9 protein-coding genes and 1 pseudogene are annotated in these 22593 nt (G+C 69.2%); 6 read left to right on the forward strand and 4 right to left on the reverse strand.

All coding sequences use genetic code 11. The features are described 5' to 3' along the window. The first annotated feature begins 18 nt into the window (after positions 1-18). The gene (locus ACYQ5L_RS04850) at positions 19-5097 is read left to right on the forward strand and encodes an amino acid adenylation domain-containing protein (protein ID WP_459955807.1); all 5079 of its coding nucleotides are present in this window, start codon (positions 19-21) and stop codon (positions 5095-5097) included. Continuing rightward, entirely contained in the window at positions 5094-9854 is a 4761-nt protein-coding gene (locus tag ACYQ5L_RS04855) for an amino acid adenylation domain-containing protein (protein WP_459955808.1), read from the forward strand. Before ACYQ5L_RS04850 ends, ACYQ5L_RS04855 begins: the two co-directional genes overlap by 4 nt. 84 nt (positions 9855-9938) lie before the next feature. Here the strand turns inward: ACYQ5L_RS04855 and ACYQ5L_RS04860 are convergent, their stop codons facing one another. The 3 genes and pseudogenes from ACYQ5L_RS04860 to ACYQ5L_RS04870 form a co-directional block, all read right to left on the reverse strand. Continuing rightward, on the reverse strand, positions 9939-12065 hold the full coding sequence (locus tag ACYQ5L_RS04860; RefSeq protein ID WP_459955810.1) for an amylo-alpha-1,6-glucosidase: 2127 nt from the start codon (positions 12063-12065) through the stop codon (positions 9939-9941). A gap of 608 nt (positions 12066-12673) precedes the next feature. Beyond that, positions 12674-13768, reverse strand: a pseudogene (locus ACYQ5L_RS04865) (glycosyltransferase family 4 protein); the annotation flags it as partial. A 473-nt stretch (positions 13769-14241) separates the two neighbouring features. Next, entirely contained in the window at positions 14242-15342 is a 1101-nt protein-coding gene (locus ACYQ5L_RS04870; protein WP_459955811.1) for an AMP-binding protein, read from the reverse strand. Positions 15343-15536: 194 nt separating this feature from the next. Here ACYQ5L_RS04870 and ACYQ5L_RS04875 point away from each other — a divergent pair, with 194 nt between their 5' ends. The 4 genes from ACYQ5L_RS04875 to ACYQ5L_RS04890 all read left to right on the forward strand — a co-directional run bounded on the left by ACYQ5L_RS04875 (position 15537) and on the right by ACYQ5L_RS04890 (position 20271). Beyond that, on the forward strand, positions 15537-16517 hold the full coding sequence (locus ACYQ5L_RS04875; protein WP_459955812.1) for an ABC transporter substrate-binding protein: 981 nt from the start codon (positions 15537-15539) through the stop codon (positions 16515-16517). A 31-nt stretch (positions 16518-16548) separates the two neighbouring features. Continuing rightward, on the forward strand, positions 16549-17910 hold the full coding sequence (locus ACYQ5L_RS04880) for a SagB family peptide dehydrogenase (RefSeq protein WP_459955813.1): 1362 nt from the start codon (positions 16549-16551) through the stop codon (positions 17908-17910). A gap of 56 nt (positions 17911-17966) precedes the next feature. Continuing rightward, the gene (locus ACYQ5L_RS04885; RefSeq protein WP_459955815.1) at positions 17967-18311 is read left to right on the forward strand and encodes an MmcQ/YjbR family DNA-binding protein; all 345 of its coding nucleotides are present in this window, start codon (positions 17967-17969) and stop codon (positions 18309-18311) included. Between the two features lie 79 nt (positions 18312-18390). After that, positions 18391-20271, forward strand: coding sequence for an ABC transporter ATP-binding protein/permease (locus ACYQ5L_RS04890; protein ID WP_459955817.1), 1881 nt, complete (start codon positions 18391-18393; stop codon positions 20269-20271). Between the two features lie 16 nt (positions 20272-20287). Here the strand turns inward: ACYQ5L_RS04890 and ACYQ5L_RS04895 are convergent, their stop codons facing one another. Continuing rightward, the gene (locus ACYQ5L_RS04895; RefSeq protein ID WP_459955819.1) at positions 20288-22342 is read right to left on the reverse strand and encodes a M13 family metallopeptidase; all 2055 of its coding nucleotides are present in this window, start codon (positions 22340-22342) and stop codon (positions 20288-20290) included. Between the last annotated feature and the right edge of the window lie 251 nt (positions 22343-22593).

Consider the following 22593-nt stretch of genomic DNA (forward strand, 5'->3'; position numbering starts at 1 on the left):
GCAAAGGGGCCAGATTCCATGTCAGACACCGATGCCGCCGTGCTGAACAACGCATCCGCGCTCGACCGCCGCCGCGAACTGCTGCGCCGCCGCCTGGCGGAGAGCGGGCTCGCCAAGGAAGCCGCCGCCGCACCCGTGCGCCGCACCGCCGCGGGCGAGCGCCGCCCGCTGTCGGCCGGACAGCGCCGCATGTGGTTCCTGCAGACCCGCGACCCGCAGGACACGACGCTGAATATCTGTGTCGCCTACCGGCTCACGGGCGCGCTGGACGAGGAGCGGCTGCGCGGCGCGGTCGGCGCGGTGTTCGCGCGCCACGACATCCTGCGCACCACCTACGGGGTGGACGAGCAGGGTGAACCCTTCCAGGTGTTCGCCGACGACGTCACCGTGCCCTGGCAGTCACACGATCTGACCGAACTGCCCGAGCAGAGCCGCGGCATCCGGGTGGAGGTGCTGGCGCGCCGGGAATTCGGGCGGGCCTTCGACCTGGCCGCCGACCTGCCGCTGCGGATCACCCTGGTGCGCACCGGCGCCGAGGAATTCGTGCTGCTGCTGGCCGCGCACCACATCTGCTGGGACGACGACGCCTGGGGCGTGTTCTTCGCCGATCTGAACGCCGCCTACAACGGCAACGGCGAAATCCCCGCCGCGCCCGCGCAATTCGCAGACCTCGAGGTCCTCGACGCCGCCGCGGACGACCCGGCCGATATCGAGTTCTGGCGCACCGCGCTGCGCCCGCTGCCCGAACCGCTGGAGCTACCGGGCGCGGCCGCCGCCGCGCCGTCCAAGTCCGCGGCCCGCCGCACCCTGACCCTGCCGCAGGATCTGCTGGACCGGGTGGACGCCTTCGCCCGCGAGCACGCCGCGACCCCGTTCATGGTGCTGCTGGCCGGCTATGCCGCCCTCGTCGAGCGCTACACCGCCGCAGGCGATTTCCTCATCTCCATCCCGGTCACCAACCGCCGCTCGGCCGCCGCCGAACAGCTCATCGGCTACTTCGGCAACACCCTGCTGCTGCGCAACACCCTGCGCGCCGGGGAAACCTTCAGCGGCCTGGTCGAATCCACCAAACAGACCTGCCTGAACGCCTTCGCGCATCAGGCCGTCGGCATCGATCGCGTGGTGCGCGAGGTGAATCCGGAGCGCGTCGCCGGCCGCGACGGCATGGATCAGCTGGTGCGCCTGGGCTTCAGCGTGCGCAAGAGCGCCGACGGGTTCGCGCTGCGCGATGTCGCCTCCGCCCAGCTCGACGAGCTGGGCGCGCCGACCGCACAGGTGCCGCTGGCCCTGGCCGTGGTCACCGAGAGCGCGCACGGCGCGGTGCTCGAGGCCGAATACCAGGTCGACGTGCTCGGCGAGGCGCTGGTGCAGCGCATGCTCGAGCACTACGCGCAGCTGCTCGACAGCGCGCTCACCACGCCGGACAAGCGCATCGGCGATCTCGACATGCTGGGCGCGCAGGACCGCGCCGCCATTCTCGAACTGTCGCGTGGCGCGGAGGCGCCCGCCGACCCGACCACCATGGTCGCGCTGTTCGAGGCGAGCGTGGCCGCCGCGCCCGAGGCCATCGCCCTGGTCTCCGATACCGCCCGACTGACCTACGGTGAACTGAACCAGCGCGCGAACCGCCTGGCGCACTGGCTGATTCGCGAAGGCATCGGCGCCGAGGACATTGTCGGCCTGCGCATGAGCAACTCCGTCGAGTTCGTCGTCGCGGTATTCGGCGTGCTCAAGGCCGGTGCGGCCTATCTGCCGATCGATCCGGCCTACCCGGACGACCGCATCGACTACCTGGTGGCCGACGCCCGCCCCGCGCTGGTCATGGGCCGCGTGGAGCTGGATGCCGCCGAATCCGCCGCCGCCGGACTGCCGCAGGCGAATCCGGCCGATGCCGACCGCGTGCGCCCGCTGCGCCCGGACAACCTGGCCTACGTCATCTACACCTCCGGCTCCACCGGCAAGCCCAAGGGCGTCCCGGTCGCGCACGCCGCCATTGCCGACCATGTCGTGAGCTTCACCGCGGAATGGGGCATGACCGCCGAGGACCGGCTGCTGCAATCGTCGTCGGTGAGCTTCGACGCCTCGCTGCTGGACATCTTCGTCACCCTCGCCCTGGGCGCGCGGCTGATCGTGCCGAAGCCGGACGCGTTCCGCGACATTCGCTATGTCGCGGATCTGATCACCCGCCAGGGCGTCACCGTGCTGCACATGGTGCCGTCCATGCTGAGCACCTTCCTGCTGCTGCCCGAGGTCAGCGAGTGGCGGGCGCTGCGCCACGTCCCGGTCGGCGGCGAGGCGCTGCCCGGTGAGGTGGCCGACAAGTTCGCGGGCGTGTTCGACGCGGAGCTGCGCAATCACTACGGGCCCACCGAGGCGGTCGTGTGCGCGACCCACATGCCGGTGGAGGGACCGCAGGGCACCGGCATCGTGCCGATCGGCGTGCCCAATCAGAACGTGCACGCCTATGTGCTCGACGAGGCGCTGCAACTGGTGCCCGCGGGCGTGGTGGGCGAGCTCTACCTGGGCGGCGATCAGCTGGCCCGCGGCTATCTGGGCCGGGCCGAGCTGACCGCGCAGCGGTTCGTCGCGGACCCGTTCACTCCCGGGCAGCGGCTGTACCGCTCCGGAGATCTGGTGCGCCGCAACGAGTTCGGCGAACTGGACTTCGTGGGCCGCGCCGACGAGCAGGTCAAGGTGCGCGGCTTCCGCATCGAGCTCGGCGAGGTCGAGTCCGCGCTGGGCGGGCATCCGTCGGTCGGGCACTGCGTGGTGATCGTCGCCGAGGATCCGGCGGTCGGGCCCATGCTCGCCGCCTATCTGGTTCCGGCCGCCGGAGAGTCGGTGGATGTGGAGCAGGTGCGCGCGCATGCCGCCGCCCGGCTGCCGGAGTACATGGTGCCCAGCGCCTTCGCCGTCATCGACGAGATTCCGCTGACCGTGAACGGCAAGCTGGACAAGCGCGCGCTGCCCGCGCCGCAGTCCGCGGTCGAGCGCACCCATCGCGCCCCCGCGACCGCCACCGAACGGCGCCTGTGCGGGATCTACGGGCAGTTGTTCGGCCTGGAAACCGTTGGGGCGGACGACTCCTTCTTCGAACTGGGCGGGCATTCGCTGCTGGCGGCCCGCCTGGTCGCACAGATCCGCGCCGAATTCGGTGTGGAGCTGGATGTCCGGATCATCTTCGACACCCCGACCGCCGCCGGGCTGGCGGCGGTGCTGGTCGAGCAGTTCCGCAACGAGTTCGGCATCGACCTGGATTCCATGGACGATGCCGGCGACTTCACCGAATCCGAAACCGTTGCGGTGCAGCCGGACACCGCGTCCGCGCGCCCGGCGCTCGGGAATCGGGAACGGCCGGAACAGCTTCCGCTGTCGTACTCGCAGCTGGCCATGTGGTTCCAGTACAAGATGGAGGGCCCCAGCGCCGTCGGCAACCTGCCGTTCGCGGTGCGTCTGGACGGTGCGCTCGACATTGCGGCGCTGCACGCGGCTCTCGGTGATGTCGTCGCCCGGCACGAGTCGCTGCGCACCGGTTTCGCCGAGCGCGACGGTGTTCCGTACCAGATCGTGCACCCGGCGCTCGAGGTGCCGCTGACCGTCACCGAGATCGCGGCCGATCGTCTGGACGCCGAACTCGCCGAGATCGCCGGCTACCGGTTCACCGTCGAATCCGAACCGCTGCTGCGCCCGACGCTGCTGGTGCTCGGCCCGCGGACCCATGTGCTGTCGCTGCTGGTGCATCACATCGTCGCCGACCACGCCTCGCTGGGCATTCTGCTCGGCGATCTGGTGACCGCCTACCGGGCGCGCGTGGAAACCGGGCAGGCCCCGCGGTGGACGCCGCTGGACATCCAGTTCCCCGATTACGCGCTGTGGCAGCGCGCGGCCTTCGAACCCGGCGCCGAGGGTGCGCCCGGCCCCTACGGCCGGGCGCAGCTCGAGTACTGGCGCACCGCGCTGGCCGGCCTGCCGGACCAGATCGACGTGGCGCCGGACCGCCCGCGCCCGCCGGTGCTCGGCAAACGCGGTGAGGTGGCGACCTTCGCGGTGCCGGCCGCGCATCGCCTCGGCATTACCGCGCTCGCGGAGCAATGCGGCGCAACGGAATTCATGGTCTACGAGGCCGCGGTCGCCACCCTGCTGCACAAACTGGGCGGCGGCGCGGACATCGCGCTCGGCACCCCGGTCGCCTGCCGCGTGGACGCGGCCACCACGCCGCTGATCGGCCTGTTCGCCAATATGGCGGTGCTGCGCAACGACCTGTCGGGGACGCCGACCCTGCGCGACACCGTGCTGCGCGCCCGCGAGAGCGTGCTGGACGCCCATGCGCACCAGGAACTTCCGATCGAACGCCTGGTGGAGGCGCTGAACCCGCCGCGGTCGCGCTCGCGCAATCCGCTGTTCCAGTCCATGCTGCACTTCCGCGGCGCGGACTGGGCGCCGGCCGCGCTCACCATGACCGGCGACACCACCGCGACCGTGCTGCCGGTGGATTTCGACGTCTCCTTCCTCGATCTGAACCTGAGCATCAACGTCAATACCGATGGCGGACTGGATGTCCGGGTGGTCGCCAATGCCGATCTGTACGACGCGGTGACCGTCCGCAATATCGCCGATGCGCTCGCGGCCACCCTCTACGGCTACGCCACCACGCCCGAGCGGTCGGTCGCGGAGCTGGAGGTGCTGCCGGAATCGGTGCTCGAGCGCCTGCTGGCCGTTCCGGTCGCGGCCGTGGCCGCCGCCCGTCCGGCGGCCGCGGCCGGTGACACCGGGACCGTGCGCACGCTCATCGAGATCCTCGAGGAGCTGCTGGAGATCACCGACGTGGAAGCCGACGACAACTTCTTCGCCCTCGGCGGCGACAGCGTCATCTCCATCCAGTGGTCGGCTCGCGCCAATGCCCTCGGCCTGCCGCTCACTCCGCAGATGGTCTTCGAGACCATGACCATCACCGAACTGGCCGCCGCGGTAGACGCGGCCGAACCGAGTGCGCCGCAGCAGGATTCGGCGCCGCAGGAGGAATCCGCCCCCATGAGCGCCTCCGGCCTCGACGCCGACGCCCTGGCCGCCCTCACCGCCTCGTGGGGACAGTCGTGACCGCCGCGACGCCGCCGCAGATCGAGGACGTCCTCGCGCTGAGTCCGCTGCAGGAGGGACTGTTCTCGCTGTCGCGGCTCACCGGCGACGGCATCGACCTGTACACCATGCAGTTCGTCGTGGATATCGACGGACCCCTGGACGCCGACCTGCTGCGCCGCAGCGGACAGGCCATGCTGCACCGGCATCCGAATCTCAAGGCCGCCTTCTGGGACCGCGATGTGCCGCGGCCCGTGCAGATCGTGCCGGTGTCGGCCGAGCTGCCCTGGACCGAACGCGCCGCCGCCCCGGCGGAATTCGACGCCATCGCCGAATCCGAGCGCCGCATTCCCTTCGAGCTGAGCCGCGGCCCGGCGCTGCGCATCCTGCTGCTGTCGGTCCCCGGCTCGGAGACCCGCCGCCTGATTCTCACCGCCCACCACATCCTCATGGACGGCTGGGCGGTCGCGGTGTTCTTCACCGAACTGCTCGCCGTCTATCGCGCGGGCGGCGCCACCGACGGGCTGCCCAAGCCGCGCCCGTACCGCGATTACATCGCCTGGCTGTCCGGCCAGGACCGGGCCGCCGCGCTGGCGCGGTGGGTGGAATACCTCGGCGCGCTGAGCGGTCCGCTCATGATCGCCGACGGCGCCCCCGCCGCGCGCGGCAGCGCCGTCCCAGAGAAGACGAAACTGCTGCTCCCCGCCGCTGAGACCACGCAGCTGCAACAGTGGGCGCGCAGCAACGGCTTCACCCTGAACACTGCCGTCCAGTTCGCCTGGACCGTACTCCTGGGCCGCCTCACCGACCGCCGCGATGTCGTCTACGGCACCACGGTTTCCGGCCGCCCCGAACACCTCCCGGGCGTTGAGCAGATGGTCGGCCTGTTCATCAACACGATCCCGGTCGCCCACCACATCGACCGCGACAGCAGCGTCGTCCAGCAATGCGCCCGCCTGCAACGCGACTGCGCCACCATGCGCGAAGCCGGCTACCTCAGCCTGTCCGAGGTGCAGCGCGCCGCCGCCCGCGGCACCCTCTTCGACACCCTCTTCGTCTTCGAGAACGCTCCCATCGACGACGCCATCCAGCAGGTCACCACCCCCGACGGCGCGACCTTCCGCCCCTTCGAGATGGAGAGCCTGGCCCACTACCCCCTCACCGTCGTCTCCCACCTCAGCGGCAACGACCTGATCGTCCTGATCGAAGCGATTCCCGAGGCCCTACCACACTTTTCCTCCGCTGACCTCGGCGAACGCCTCCTCTCGATCCTGCGACAGCTCCCCGCCATTGGAGCGGCGGTCCCCGACGCACTGGATGTGCTGACTCCGGAAGAGCGCGCGGAACTCGCAACAATCGCCACTTCGAACGACGGCGCCGCTGATCCGAACGACTTCTCATCCGCTCCGAATGGCGTTGCCACCGGCCTGAACGGCACTGCGCCCGGCATGGCAAGCAGTGTGCCTGGTGAGGCGGGTGAGGCGGACACGGCGCCGCGTCCGAATGGTGTCGCTGGCGGCCTGAACGGTGCTGTTGGCGGTCCGAGCGGTGCTGTTGGCGGTCTTGGCGGCATTGCTGTGTCGAACTCGGTCGATGGCCTGGATTCGGTGTGGGCGGCGTTCGAGCGGCAGGTCGAGTGGACGCCGGATGCGGTGGCGCTGCAAACCGGGGCCGGTGCGCGCTATACCTACCGCGAGCTGCGCGATGCGGCCGCGCGGCTGGCCACCGAGCTGGCCGCGCACGGTGTCGGGCCGGAAACCGTTGTCGCACTGGTGCTGCCGCGCTCCACCGATTCGATCATCGGGCTGCTCGCGGCGTTCGCGGCCGGCGGCGCTTACGTGCCCGTGGACATCGCACTGCCCGCAGCGCGCATCGAATCGATTCTGCGACAGGCGAACCCGGCGCTCGTGCTGACCATCGAGGGCTGCCGTGAGCTGGTTCCGGCCGGAGCTCCCACCCTTGTGATCGACGATCCCGCCGTCGTGGAACGCATTGCGCGGCACACTTCCGTTCTGCCCGAGGTGCTGCGCGACCCCGCGCAGTGCGCGTATCTGATCTTCACCTCGGGTTCGACCGGTGAACCCAAGGGCGTCGCGGGAACCAATGCCGCCCTGCTCGCCTATTTCGCCGATCACCGCGACCGCGTGTACCGCCCCGCGATGGAACGCCTGGGCCGTCCGCTGCGCATTGCGCACGCCTGGTCGCTGAGCTTCGACGCCTCCTGGCAGCCGATGGTCGGTTTCCTTGCCGGACAGACGATTCACCTGTTCGACGCCGAGGAGATGCGCGACGCGCACCGGCTCGTCGAGGGCATGATCGCGCACGAGATCGACATGATCGATACGACGCCGTCGATGTTCGCCCAGCTCAATGCGGCCGGACTGGTCGACCGCGAGCTGCCGGTGCTGGCCCTGGGCGGCGAGGCCATCGACGCCGCGCTCTGGGCTCGGCTGCGTGCCCTGGCTCCGCAGGGCGGTAGGTCCGGTACCGCCGTCTACAACTGCTACGGGCCGACCGAGACCACCGTCGAAGCCGTGGTCGCTCCGGTCGCCGCCTACGACACCCCCACCATCGGCACCCCGAACGCCGGAATGTCGGGCTACGTGCTGGATTCCATGCTCCGCCCGGTCCCGCGCGGCGTCATCGGCGAGCTGTACCTGTCCGGCCCGCAGCTGGCCCGCGGCTATATCGGCCGTCCCGCAACGACTTCCGACCGTTTCGTGGCCGATCCGTTCGTGCCCGGGCGGCGCATGTACCGCACCGGCGATCTGGTGCGCCGGCTTCCGCACGGCGGCTTCGGCTATCTGGGCCGGGCCGACGATCAGGTGAAGGTGCGCGGCTACCGCATCGAGATCGGCGAGATCGAGACGGCGCTGCGGCGACTGCCCGGCGTGGACACCGCCGCCGTGACCGTGGTGCGCCGCGCGGGCGGCGCGAGCCTGGTCGGCTTCGTGGTGGGCGAGGACGGGCGCGCCGTCGATCCGCACCGGCTGCGCATCGCGCTGTCGGAACGCCTGCCCGCGTACATGATTCCCGCGCGCGTCATCGTGCTCCCGCGGCTGCCCGTGAACGCCAATGGCAAGCTCGACGGGCACGAACTCGCCCGCCGCGCCGAAGCGGCGCTCGCCGACACCGGCACGGACACGGCGCCGCGCACCCCGACCGAGAAGAACCTGGGCGAGGTGCTGGCCGAACTCTTCGACGGCCGCACCCCGGGACTCGACGACGACTTCTTCGCCCTGGGCGTGGACAGCATCGTCGCCATCTCCCTGGTCAACAAGGCCCGCCGCCGCGGACTGTCGCTGACCCCGCGCATGGTCCTGGCCACCCCCACGATTCGCGAGCTGGCCGCGGCCCTCGACAGCGCCGACCCGGTCGCCACCACGGCCGAGGCCGCCGACTACGGCGACATCCTGCCGCTGCCGGTCGTGTCCTGGATGTACGAGTACGGCGGCTACCGCCGCTTCACTCAGACCGCACTGCTGAACCTGCCCGGCGGCATCCGGCGCGACGGCCTGGAAGCCTCGCTGCAAGCCCTGCTCGACGGCTACGACACCCTGCGCTCGCGGCTGACCGACACCCCCGACGGTCCGCGATTGGTCACCCGCGCGCCGGGTGTGGTTCAGGCGGCCGAAATCCTCACGCAGGTAACCGAACCGGCGGATCTCAGCGCGGCGGTACACAGTGCCGCCCGCACCGCCATGGACGACATCGACCCGCGCACCGGCGATATGGTGCGCGCCGTCTGGTTCACCGGAGGCGGTCACGATGATGTGCTGCTCCTGACCATCCACCACTTGGCCGTGGACGTGGTCTCCTGGCATCTCCTGCTGGCAGCCCTGACCGACGCCTGGACCCAGCTCGAATCCGGCCGGCAGCCGGTGGCGCTCCCGGAATCCACGTCATACCGCGAGTTCTCGCGCCTGATGTGGCAGCGCGCCGCCGCCCCGGAGGTGCTCGCCCAGCGCGACTACTGGTCCGCCCAGCTCGCCGCCGCCGATCCCGCCGTCGGACACCGGATTCCGGACCCACGCACCGACACCTGGTCCTCCCTGCGCGTCGCCACCGCGGTCACCCCCGTGGACATCACCGAACGCATCCTGGCCACACTGACCCGCGAGGAGGGCGTCCGCGAATTCCTCCTCACGGCGCTCACCATGACCGTGGCGAGCTGGCGCCGCGAACGCGATCAGGATCCGTCCACCGGCGCCCTCATCGCCCTGGAGGGCCACGGCCGCGCCGACGACCTGCTGCACACCGACACCTCGAACACCCTCGGCTGGTTCACGAGCGTGTTTCCCGTCCGCCTCGGCGCCGGCGACGCCGTCGACATCGACCGCGCCGAAGCCGACCCGAACACCGCACGCGCACTACTGAATTCGGTCACCGCCCAGCTGTCGGCCATCCCGAACCAGGGCCTGGACTACGGCCTGCTCCGCTATGTGAACCACACCCCGGAACTGGTCGCCGCCCCGCACCCCCAGATCGAATTCAACTACCTGGGCCGCGTGGACCTCAGCGGCCAACAGCCGGATTCCTGGTCCCTGCGCACCGGCCCCCTCAACGACGCCCTACCCCTGGACCCGGAACCCGACCTGCCCCTGCGCTACGCCCTCGACGTCATCTCCGGTATCGGCACCACCCCCGAAGGCCCCCAGCTGACCACGAACTGGCGCTGGAGCAACGCCCTGTTCACGCCCGCCGAGGCCACCCGCCTCACCACGCTCTGGACCCGCAGCCTCACCGCGCTGGCCGCGGCGCTCCAGCCCCCGGCCTGATCCTGGACAGACGATCACCGGGAACTGGTGGCGGCATTCGCCGAGTAGGCTCCGCCACCAGTTCCCGGTCGGCGTCGTTTCGGGTCAGTGGGTGACGAGTTCCCAGCCGTCGGGGAGGTTGGAGGCGGTGACGCGGTCGCCTTCCGCGGCCAGGTCGAGGACGGCCCCGCCGAGACGGAGGTCGGTGAGTTCGACGCGGCCCCATCGGGCGGGGAGGTGGGGGAGGACCGTGAGCCTGCGGTGCGGGACATCCGGGTCGAGGCCGAGGAAGGAACGGACCAGCAGCAGCGGTGCGGCGCTGGCCCACGCCTGCGGGGAGCACGACGTCGGATAGGGGACCGGAGCGGAGAACTTGGAACGGGGGAAGCCGCAGAACAATTCGGGCAGTCGGCCGCCGAAGGCGCCGGCCGCGTCGAGCAGGCCGTCGGACAGGCGGGTGGCCAGTTCGACGGCGCCCGGGATGTGGCGGTAGCGGAGCAGGCCCGCCACCGCGATGGCGGTGTCGTGCGGCCAGACCGAGCCATTGTGGTAGCTCATGGGGTTGTAGGCGCCCATGCGGGAGGACAGGGTGCGCAGGCCGAAACCGGTGTCCATATCCGTCGTGGACAGGTGGGTGATGACTTCGGCGGCGTGCTCGTCGGTAATGATGCCGGACCACAGGCAGTGCCCGATATTGCTGGTCAGGGCATCGAGGCGGCGCTTGTTCGCATCGAGGGCGACGGCGAACCAACCCCTTTCGGGCAGCCAGAAGGCTTCGGCGAATTTGGTGCGGAGTTCGGCCGCGCGATCACGCAGATGGCCCGCGGTGGTGGGGTCGCCGAATTCCTCGGCGAGATCGGCGCGCGATTGCAGCGCGGCGTAGACATAGCCCTGCACCTCGCACAGCGCGATGGGCGGTTCGGGCAGATGACCGGCGGCGTCGTTGATGCCGTCGAAGCTGTCCTTCCAGCCCTGGTTGATGAGACCCCGGTCGGTGGCGCGGCGATATTCGACGAAGCCGTCGCCGTCGCGGTCGCCGTAATCGGCGATCCAGTTCAGCGCGGCGTCGGCGGCGGGCAGCAGCGCCCGGACCGCCTCCTTGTCCGCGCCCCAGCGGCGCGCCTGCGCCAGCAGCATGACGAAAAGCGGTGTGGCGTCGATGGTTCCGTAATAGGTTTCGCCGCCGAGCACCGCGCCGCTGGCGGGGCCGCGGCGCATTTCGTGCATGATGCGGCCGGGCTCCTCCTCGGTCATCGGATCGACCCGCGTCCCCTGCATTTCCGCGAGCTGCTGCAGCGTGCCCACGGCCAGATTCACATCCAGCGGCAGCGCCATCCAGGCGGTGAGCAGGCTGTCGCGGCCGAAGAGCGTCATGAACCAGGGCGCGCCGGCCGCCACGAACGGTCTGCCGCCGCGCGCGTCGTCGTGAATCTGCAAGGCGCCCAGATCACTTTCGGTGCGCTGCAGCACCGCGGCCAGTTTCGGATCGGTGGCGGTGATATTGGTGGCGGTATCGCGCCAGGCCGCGATCTTGCGGCTCGGTGCGCTCGAGTCGATGTGCTCACCGGGCCGCAGCTGGGAGTGGATGGGCTGATTGCCCATTGTCGGATGCGCCACGATCTCGGTGTGCCAGCTGCCCCCGGCGGGGACCACGGCCCGCCAGGACAGCGAACCCGGCAGCACCACCGGCATTTCCGAGGATGACACCGCCAGCCCGCGCGCCCGATCGGACCGGTCGTTGAGCAGCAGTTCCACATCCGCGACCAGCATTTCGGCGCGGGCATTGCCGCTGCGGCCCTCCTTGACCGCGAACAGGTCCACGAAATCGGCGTCCACATGCAATTGCAGGTCCACGGCCGTGGTTTCGCGACCGAGGTTCTCGACCGTGATGGTCTCCCGCAGCCCGTCGGCGACCAGGCGCTCCCGGACGATCAATACCGAACTGTCAGCTGCGCCGGCCCGTGGTGGCCGGCGCAATATGAACCGGGCGTGGAAAGCCTCCGGGTTCAATACCGACAGCGGCTCCGGCCGCTGCCCGTCCAGGCGCAGTTCCCAGCGGGACAGCACGCGCGCGTCCCGGTAGAACAACCCGTACGGAGTTCCCGGCTCGACATCGCCGAGCCGGTCGGACAGGCAGAATGTGCTGCCCTCCACCAGGGTGACCGCGCCACCGACCCCACCGAGGGTCGACGGTTCACCACTGTTGAGAGCGGCCGGAGCCTCACCGTTCATGCAGTGCCTTCCTCCCTCACGCCCGTCTCTGGATCGCATTCACCGGCGGACGCGAAACCTGTTGCGTTACTGACAGTTCCGGCGCAACCGGGCAAATGTGCCTCGACCGCGCTGCCCGACAGCGGAACCTCCCCGGGGAGGGGTGCGGCCGCACTGTCGGGAACAGTTGTACGGCCCAGTGTGAGGCCTTCTCCGGTCAAGACCGGTGGATCGGCGATGTGTCCGGTTACCGCCTCCAGGGTGAGGTCCGATACCGACTCCGCAATATCGGCGACCACGTCGGCGACCGGACTCAGCGGCGGTCCGGCGGGGGCGGGCACACGGTTGGGAACAGGCCCCGTCGCACGTGTCGGGGTTGTTCCGGTTGCCCGGATCGCACCGGGGCCCGAGCCACGCTTACGACCCTTTCCGCCGCGCGCCGCCGTCCCTGGTGTCCGGCCCGCGGCTTTTCCCCGGGTCGCCGGGACGCCCGGCGTGCGCCCGACTCCCCGGGTGGCGCCGGTGGTCGCGGTGGCCCGCCCGGGCCCGGTCCCCGCGGCCCGCGTGGGCTGCGCGGCGGCTTGATGCGCGGGCGCGCCCGGCCAGCCGTGGACGGTGATGCGACCGCCCCGTCGCGGCCGGCGGGTGCGCAGGACGGTGCGATAGATCTCCTCGTACCCGCGGCCGAGGGTGTCCGCGCCGAAGTGCGCGATCACGTGCTCGCGCATCACCTGTGGGTCGTATTCCTGGACTTCCTTGATGGCCGCGGGCAACTCGTCCGGATCGTCACAGATGCGCCCGGTGACGCCGTCGAGGATGACCTCGGACACGGCTCCGCCGCGCAGGGCCACCACCGGCGTCCCGCACACCATCGCCTCGATCATCACCATGCCGAAGGGCTCTTCCCAGCACACCGGGAACAGCAGGCACTTGGCTCCCGACAGCAGTTCCCGTTTGGCCACGGCATCGGCCATGCCGAACATCCGGTCGTGCTCGGTGAGCAAGGGCGCGACCGCGCTCTCGAAGTACCGCTTCTCCGGAGGCTCGGCGCATTTCCCGGCCAGGATCAGTGGCATGCCGACGGCGTGCGCGGCCTGCAGCGCCAGATGCGGCGCCTTGTCGGCGGTGAACCGTCCCAGGAACAGCGCGTAGTCCTGCTTCACCGGCTGGAACGGCCAGTCCTCCACGCGCAGCGCATTGTGCACCCGGCCCGCCCAATTCAGGTCGGGCGCCAGCGCGCGCTGCCGGTCGGAGATGGCCACCAGGTGCGCGTCCTCGCCGAGTTCGCGGTAGTAGACGTACGGGTCCCCGTCCACGGGTCCGTGTACGGTCACCACGGTCGGCAGACCGAGTTCGCGATAGACGGGCGTATTGAGCACCCCGGCGAAGGTGTGGTCGTGCACCAGATCCAGTCCTTCGCTGGCGGCCAGTCTCTCCAGTGCGCGCCGAACCTTCAAGGCATGCACCACCTCTGGGAACGGATCGCCGAGCCGGTCGGCCTGGATGTCGTCCCACAGTGATACGAAATCGGCCTTGGTGCCGTTCACGCCCGCGCCGAGCAGCGTGACCTTGTGCCCGCGGGCCACCAGGGCGTCCACCAGATCGGCGACGACAGCCTCGACGCCGCCGTAGGCCTTGGGCGGGATGTCGAAGTACGGGGGCACCACCATGGCGATGCGAAGCTGCTCAGATACCAGGCCGGGCGACGGGAATTCCGCGCTCATAGCCACTCCTTCCGGAACACAACCGTCGGCGTCCGGATGCGACGCCGATCCTCGTGGCCGGGACCGGCGGAAGATCGAAAGCGGTTGTGCCGCACTGGACCGCCCGGCTTGCCCGTCCGGAAAGAAATGGAGCGGGCAGCCGGGCAGGAAAGGTCCGACAGCACGCTCGCGGGTATGAACGCCTGGTTGATCGTCGCGCCGGCTAGTGCACTCGTCCTGGTGGCACCGCGGGAGGCGAGGGGTACGACGTCAGCAACGGTGGTGAGGCCGTCACCGTCGTACTCGTTCGGTGAGACCGGATGCGAAAGCACCCCGAGGCGCGTCGTCGCGCTCGGCGGCCATTCGGTGATTCCAGGTTATCTCCGGAATCGTGCCGCCAGGGCGGTTCGAAATGTTTCGGAGTTTTATCCGCACAAAGTTCGCTCGCAGCCACCCTGTGATTCGCTGCGGGTACGACTTTTCGTTATCGCAGCTCAGGCGGCCGCATAATCGACGTCATCGTCGCCGGCGAGCAGTTCGGCCAGTTCAAGGGTTTCGGTCACTGCCGAAGTTGTTGCAACGAGCAGGGGTTCGGCCACATCGAAAACAAGCCAGCCATCGGCGGTCCAGTGCCCGCGCGCGCCGGTTCGGGCCAACTGGCCGGTTTCATATGGGTCCGTGACGAATTCGCGCGCCGAACCCGCCGTCGCGACCGTCAGCGCCGCGCCGCCGAGGTAGACCTCGCCGGTGACGCCGGGCGCGACCACCCGCAGCTGCTCGTCCAGCACCAGCACGCGCGCACCCGGAATGGGCCGCACCCGGCCGGTGCCGTCCAGGGGCCCGCGGGCGGCGACGCCCGCGTATTCGGTGGCGGTATAGGCGAATCCGGCCACCGAACCCGGCGCGATACTGCGCAGCAGGCCGGAAAGGATTGCCGGGCAATCGGTTCCGATCACATCCCAGCGGCGCACGCTCGGCAGCGTCGGCGCGGGCAGATCGGCGATGGCGGCGAGGGTGTGCGCCTCGGCCACCACATGCGTGGCGGCGCTGCTCGCGATGAGTTCGGTAAGCGCGGCCGGATCGGTGCGCTCGGCCTCGGTGGCCAGTACCAGGGTGGCGCCGTCGGCGAGGGCGGCCAGCAGTTCGACGGCGGCGTCGGCGCAGTCCCAGCGGGAGGCGAACAGCCGCACCTCGGCGGATCCGAAGGCGCGATCGGTGGAACAGGGGCGGTGGTCGGCGACCACGGCGCGGCGATCATCGGCCGCGGCGGCCAGGGCGGCGGGGGTCAGCCCGATGCCGCAGCCGTCGAGCGGCAGCACCGAGCCGGTGCGCGCGGATTCGGCGATAGTGCGCAGCAGCTGCGCCAGGCCGTCCAGGGAGGGCCCGGTGGCGCCGATGGCGCCACCATCGAGATGCCCGTAGAGCTCGGCATAGGTGCGGATATGGTCGCCGCAGCGGACGGCCGTGCGCAGGGACGGCACGCGGCGACCGCGTTCGATCAGACCGGAGACCGCCGGAACGTCGTACAGTTCGACGCCATTGGCCCATTCGTCCACGAGTCGATGCCGCTCGACGCCGGACAGAGGTTCCCGCACCACGCTCTCCATCGCTCTCACCCCCGTACAACAACTTATGCAACCCTAACCTAACAGGGCGAGATCACGATAGCCCGCCCCGTCCGGAATCGAACGCGCCACACCGTTCCGCCAGGTCGGCGCATATTAGGCTAGGCTCACCTCCCGCTCGTGCCGTATCGGCACGGGCATCCCTGAGAAGGAGAGGGTCAACGATGAAGTCGGTCCGCAACGCACGCGGCTGGACCCGGGCGGCCGTGGCCGTCCTCGCGGGTGTGCTCGCCCTCGGAATCGCGGCCTGCGGGTCCGCCGCCGACGAGCCCTCCGGCGGCGGCGAACCCGTCACCATCGCGCACGCCCTGGGCGAGACCACCATTACCGGCGTGCCCGAACGCATTGTGGCGCTGGGCAATCAGTGGCTCGACACGGTGCAGGCGCTGGGCGTCACGCCGGTGGGCTACATCGACAACATCTCCGTGCTCAGCAAGCGCGCCGCACCGTGGGAGCCCGAATCCCTGCAGTCGGCCAAGGCCCTCGACACCACCGGCAGCCTGCCCGAGCAGATCGCGGCGCTGAATCCGGATCTCATCCTGGCCGACGCCTTCATCGCCGACGCCAAGACCTACGCCGACCTGTCCCAGGTCGCGCCCACGATTCCGGGCCTGACCAAGGAAGCCGTCACGCCGTGGGCCGACCAGGTCGCGGCCATGGGCAAGGTGCTGCACAAGACCGCCGAGGCCGACAAGCTGGTCGCCGACCTGAACACCCGCATCGACGGCATCGCGCGGAAGTACCCGGGCATCAAGGACAAGACCTTCATCAGCAGCTGGCTGGCCGGTCCCACCCAGCTCATGGTTCTCACCGATCCGAATGACGGCTCCAGCCGCCTGTTCACCCAGCTGGGCATGACCATTCCGCAGTCGCTGGTCGCCCAGGGCGGCACCGGCGGCCGCCTGGCGCTCTCGCCCGAGCGCCTCGACGAGCTGAATTCCGATCTGCTGCTCGCCGGCTACTCGCCCGGCCAGGACGAAAAGTACCGCCAGCTCCCGGGCTACAACGACCTGCCCGCGGTGCGGAAGAACGCCGTGGTCTTCCTGACCGTCCAGGAGATCAGCGCCGTCAACCAGCCGACCCCGCTGGCCCTGCCCTACATTCTGGACAAGCTGGAACCGGCAATCGCCAACGCGGCCAAGTAATTCCGACCCTCTCAGATTCGAAGGACCGCAGTTGTCGTCCCACGCCCAGACCCGCTACGCCCTGCGTCCCGGCGTCACCTGCCTGACCGTCCCCGGCGGAGCGGTGCTGCTGAACCCGCCGCACAACGAGAAGCTGACGGGCTTGGCGCCCGACCAGATCCAGGCGCTCAAGACCCTCAACCGCGGCCCTTCGACTCTTTCGGAAATGACCGGCGGCGCCGAATCCGTGGAAGTCGCAACCCTTCTCGACCGGCTCGCCGCCGGCGGCTGGCTGACCCGCACCATCCGCGATGGTGATCGCGACCTCTACACGGTGCGTCCCTTCGCGACCCCGCCCGCCGTCACGGTGGGTGCAGCGTCGACCGCTGTCCTCTCGAAATTCACGGTGATCCACCGGGATTCGGAGGGCCTGGTACTGGAGCACCCCACCTCCTGGTGCGACCTCCGCATCCACGATCCCCGCCTGCTCGCCCTGGCCGCCGGTTCCGCGCCCGCGGAACTGGGCCTGTCCGAAGAGATCTCGGCCCAGCTGGCCGCCGACCTGCACCGCGGCGGCTTCACCGCCGACCCCGCCACCGAGGACGCCGCCTTCACCACCCGCAGCTGGACCCCTTCGGATCTGTGGTTCCACCGCCGCAGCACCCTGGGGCCGCGCGTCCTCACCTGGGACCACTTCGGGCCCACCAAATGGGCGAAGGACACCTTCCCGCCGCCGCCCGCGCACAAGCCGCCCTACCCGAGCGAGCCCATCGCCCTACCGGTCCCGGACCTGGACGCGCTGCGCATCTCCGACCCCAGCCTGACCGCCGCCCTCGAGGATCGCCGCTCCCACCGGGCCTTCGATGAAGCCAACCCCATCACCCTGGCCCAGCTCGCCGAACTCCTCTACCGCACCGCCCGCACCCGCTCGGTCGACACCACCCCCGACGGCGACGAATTGCCCTCCCGCCCCTACCCCTCCGGCGGCAGCGTCCACGAACTGGAGCTCTATCCCGTGGTCCGCCACGTCGCGGGCCTCGCCCCCGGCATGTACCACTACGACTCCTTCGACCACGCCCTGCGCCCGGTCGCCCCCGCCGATTCCCCCGCCGTCCAGCGCCTCCTGAAAACCACCTCCGCCACCCTCGCCGGAGCCGCCGAACCCCAACTGGTGCTACTGATCGGCGCCCGCGCCGGCCGAGTCATGTGGTCCTACGAAGGCGTCCCCTACGCCAATATCCTCAAACACGTCGGCGTCCTCATGCAGACCCTCTACCTGGCCGCCACCGCCATGAACCTGGGCGCGGTGGCCCAGGGCTTCAGCGACACCGCCGCCTTCACCGCCGCCACCGGCGTCGACGAACTGGAGGAGTGCAACGTGGGCAGCATCATCATCGGCACCCCCGCCCGCTGACCCGTGCCCGGCGCCGAACTGGCCGCATGTCGGTCCTTCCTGGAAACATCACCACCATGACGGCGAATGGGGATGATGTTCGCGCGGTTGCGCTCTCACTACCGGAAACCCGGGAACTGATGGAGTGGAACATGCCGACCTTCCGGGTAAAGGGCAAACTCTTCCTGACCCTCCCCGAGGGCGAAACCTCCATGGCGGTCCGCTGCCCCATCGCCGACCGCGATGAACTGGTCCAATCCGAACCCCACAAGTTCTGGATCGCCTCCCACGAGGCCTACAACGCCTGGGTCCGAGTCCGGCTGGCGGAGTTGGACGATCGCGACGAGCTGGAGGCCATCATCGTGGACTCCTGGCAGCTGGCCGCGCCCGCGCAACTGGTGGAGAAACATCGAGGTCTTTGAGCTGCCGGGCGGCGAAAATTCGGCAAACGGGTTAAGCTCCGCCGACCGATCGATGCGCCGAGAATGATGGGGCAGCTGCATGACTACGTCGAGGGACTGGGGCAATGAGCTCTTCGAGACCCTGAAATGGCTCGCCATTGCCTTCACGATCACCATGGTCGCTTTTGTGGTGATATCGGCTCTGTTGCTGCGGTACACCAAGTGGGGCAAGCAGTTCTGGGCGATCACCGGTGAGTACTTCCGGGGGCCGCAGGCGCCGCGAGTGTGGACATTCGTCGCGGTGCTGGTCTTCCTGACGGTGTTCGGCGTGCGGCTGAACGTGTTGTTCTCCTACTGGAGCGCCGATCTCTACGATTCGTTCCAGACCGGCGCGGCGGCGCTGGGCTCGGGGGACGCGGAAACGCTCGCCACGGCGCGCGACGCGTTCTGGAGCGCGATGGTGCTGTTCGCCGTGCTGGCCACGATTCACGTGGCACGCGCGATGGTGTCGATCTACCTGTCCCAGGTTTTCGATATCCAATGGCGAGAATGGCTGACCAATAACGTCACTCAGGACTGGCTGGGGGAGCGCGCCTTTTATCGGGGCCGGTTCATCGACAACACCATCGACAACCCGGACCAGCGAATCGAATCCGATATCACGAAGTTCGCGACCTACGCGCGGACCCTGACCCTGGGCGGTGGTACGGCGAACGGCGCGGTCGGCGCGGTGGTGACCGTGGTCTCGTTCACCAAGGTGCTGTGGGACCTGTCCGGCCCGATCTCCCTGCTCGGCATGGAGATTCCCCGGGCCATGTCGTTCCTGGTGATCATGTACGTGCTGATCACCTCGGTGGTCGCGTTCTGGATCGGCCGCCCGCTGATCCGGCTGAACTTCCTCTACGAACGAGTCACCGCCAACTTCCGTTACGCCCTGGTGCGGTTGCGCGACAGCGCCGAGAGCGTCGCCTTCTATCGTGGCGAGGGCGTCGAGCAGCGCAGCCTGATGGGGCGTTTCGCAGCGGTTGTCGTCGTGTACTGGCAGAAGCTGTACCGGTACCTGAAATTCACCGGCTGGAACTTCGCGGTCAACCAGACCTCGGTGGTGTTCCCCTACCTCATTCAAGCGCCCCGGTTCTTCGACGGGCAGATCAGCCTCGGTGGCATGCAGCAGACCGGGCGCGCTTTCGGCGAAATCCACGACGCCTTGTCGTTCTTCCGCGAGGCGTACGACACCTTCGCCGAATTCCGCGCCTCCCTCATGCGTCTCGATGGTCTGGTGATCGCCAGCCGGGAATCCCGCGACCTGCCCAAGCTCGCCAGCGCCGAGCTGGCCGATGCGCTGGAAATCGACGATGTCACCGTGCGCCGCCCGGACGGTCACGTCCTCATCGCCGATCTCGACCTGAGCCTCGCGCCGGGCGAGGCGCTCGTGGTGAAGGGTGTCTCGGGCAGCGGCAAGACCACGCTGCTGCGCACGCTGGCCGAAATGTGGCCCTACGGTTCGGGCACCATTCGCCGCCCGGGTGGCGACGACACGCTGTTCCTGTCGCAGGTGCCGTATCTCCCGCTCGGCGATCTGCGCACCGTCGTGAGCTATCCCGCGGAACCGGGCACCATCGACGACGACGCCCTGCGTGCCGCGCTCACCAAGGTGCACCTGGGCCAACTCGTCGACCGCCTCGACGAGGAAGCGGACTGGGCGAAGATCCTGTCCCCGGGTGAGCAGCAGCGGCTCGCGTTCGCGCGGGTGCTGCTGACCCAGCCGGCCGTGGTGTTCGTGGACGAGGCCACCTCGGCGGTCGACGAGGGACTCGAGCATTCGCTCTACACCCTGGTCCGGACCGAGGTGCCCAACCTCATCCTGGTCAGCGTCGCGCACCGCAGCACCGTGGATCAGTTCCACACCAAGCGTTTGGAACTCGACGGGAACGGGCCGTGGCGGCTGGAGCCGTTGCAGCCGGTCCCGGCGAAGGCGTGACCGGCTGCGGGGCTCGTCAGAGGCTGACGCGTTGGTCGGGCGGCAAGTACTCCTTGTCGCCCGCCTGCACCCCGAAGGTCGTGTAGAACTGCTCGATATTGCGGACGACCTGGTTGCAGCGGAATTCGCCGGGGGAGTGAGGATCGCTCTGCAGGCGTTGTTCGAGGGATTCCGGGGTCTGCTGGATGCGCCAGATGCGGCCCCAGGATTCGAACATGGGGCGCAGGTCGGGATTGTCCGTGCCGCTGCGCTTTTCGGAGATGGCGTAGGCGGACAGGGCGATGCCGAGGCCGCGCAGGTCGGCCAGGTTCTCGCCGACCGTGAGGGCGCCGTTGACGTGGTCGTTCGACGGCAGGCCGGTGGGCACCAGCGCGTCGTATTGGGCAATGAGCTGTTTGGTCTTGGCGTCGAAGGCGGCGCGGTCTTCGGGCGTCCACCAGTCCTTCAGGTTGCCGTCGCCGTCGTACATCGAGCCCTGATCGTCGAAGCCGTGGCCGATCTCGTGGCCGATGACGGCGCCGATGCCGCCGTAGTTCACCGCCGGTTCGGCATCGGCCGAGAAGAAGGGGGCCTGCAGAATTCCGGCGGGGAAGACGATTTCATTGCGGGTCGGGTCGTAATAGGCGTTGACGGTCTGCGGCGGCATGCTCCATTCGGTCTTGTCGACCGGCCGGCCGAGTTTGCCGAACATGCGCTGATCATTGAAGGATGCGACGGCGAACAGGGATTCGAGCAGTTTGCCGCGGGTGATGGACAGGCCGGAGTAGTCCTCCCACTTGTCCGGATAGCCGATCTTGGTGTCGATCTTGCCGAGCTTCGCGACGGCCGCGTCCCGGGTGGCGGGCGACATCCAGCCGGAATTGGTGAAATCCGCGCGGTAGGCCGCCATGAGATCGGCGACCAGCTGCTGCACGGCCTGCTTCGAATCCGCCGGGAAGTATTGCGCCACATACTCTTTCCCGAGCATCTGGCCGATGTTCCCATTGACCGTGTCGATGGCGGTCTTCCACCGCTCCGGGCGCTGCTCGAGCCCATTGAGCGTCTTCTCGTAGAAGTCGAACTGCGCGTCGGCGATGGCGGCGGGCAGGTATTCGGCCCAGCTGCGCACCAGCGTCAGCCGCAGGTAATCGCGCCAGGTGTCGAGGTCCACCTCGCCCCACAGCGCGGCCGCCGAGGTCACATACGAGGGTTGGCGCACCAGCACGGAATCGAACAGTTCCCGCGGCCGGTCGGTATGCCCGGCCAGCCACCGATCCCATTCGAATTGCGGTCCCAGCGCGGTCAATTCGCTCCAGGTCAGCTTGTTGTACCCGGCCTGCGGATCGCGTAGTCGCACGTTGTCCCAGAACCCGGCGGCAATCCGCTTCTCCAGCTCGACGACCCGCTGCGCCATCCCGGCCGGATCGCCGAATCCGGCTCCGGTGGCGATGCGCTCGAGAAATGTCCTGTACCCGTCGAGCAGCTCGGCGAACTGCGGATCCCGGTAATACTGCTCGTCCAGCCCCAGCCCGGACTGATTGATCTGCGCGATGTTCCGGCTCGCGTCCCGGTCGTCCACGCCGACGAACAGCCCGAAGACCCCGTCCACCGGCAGCGCGCCCATGGCGTTCGCGAGTTCCGGCTTATCGGCGGCGGCATCGATCCGCGCGAGCCGGTCCCGCAGCGGCGTCATCCCCAGCGCGTCGATCGCGGCCGTATCCATGACCCCGTCGTAGAGATCGCGGATCCGCTGCGCGTCGGTCCCGTCCTTCGGATCGTGAATCCCCTCCACGATCCCGTGCAGCTGCTGCTGCGTCCGCTCCTCGACCTCGGCGAAGGTCCCGTAGGAGGTCTTGTCCGGCGGCAGCTTGTAGTTGTCCAGCCACTTCCCATTGACATAGCGGTACAGATCGTCCTGCGGGCGCACCCCAGGATCCGAGCCGGACATATCGGGGCCACTGAGCTGCCTGGGCTTGTCCGGCGAGCAGGCCGGCGCCAGGGCGACGAGTGGAACCAGGCCCAGGGCCTTCAGTAGAGTGCGGCGGTCGGTGACGATTCGACGGACAGCAGGAGCGTGCGAACGCTCGGTCAACGCGGATCTCCTCTGACGGATATCGGATGTTGCTCTGACGTAGCTCTGATGTTCGACTGGCTCGGGCCGACGCTAATGGACCCGGCTGAGGAATCCCTGAAACCGCCGCGGTGTGCCCCGCGGATCCGCCCGCGGGTGACTCTGCCCACCCTGATTTGGGCGCCACCTGCGGTTTCGCTACACTAGACCGGTTGCCTGCGGGAGCTGTACCCGCGATCCGGCCGCGAACCCACAGTGGTTGATCATCTCTG

It is taken from the genome of Nocardia sp. IFM 10818, assembly GCF_054655275.1.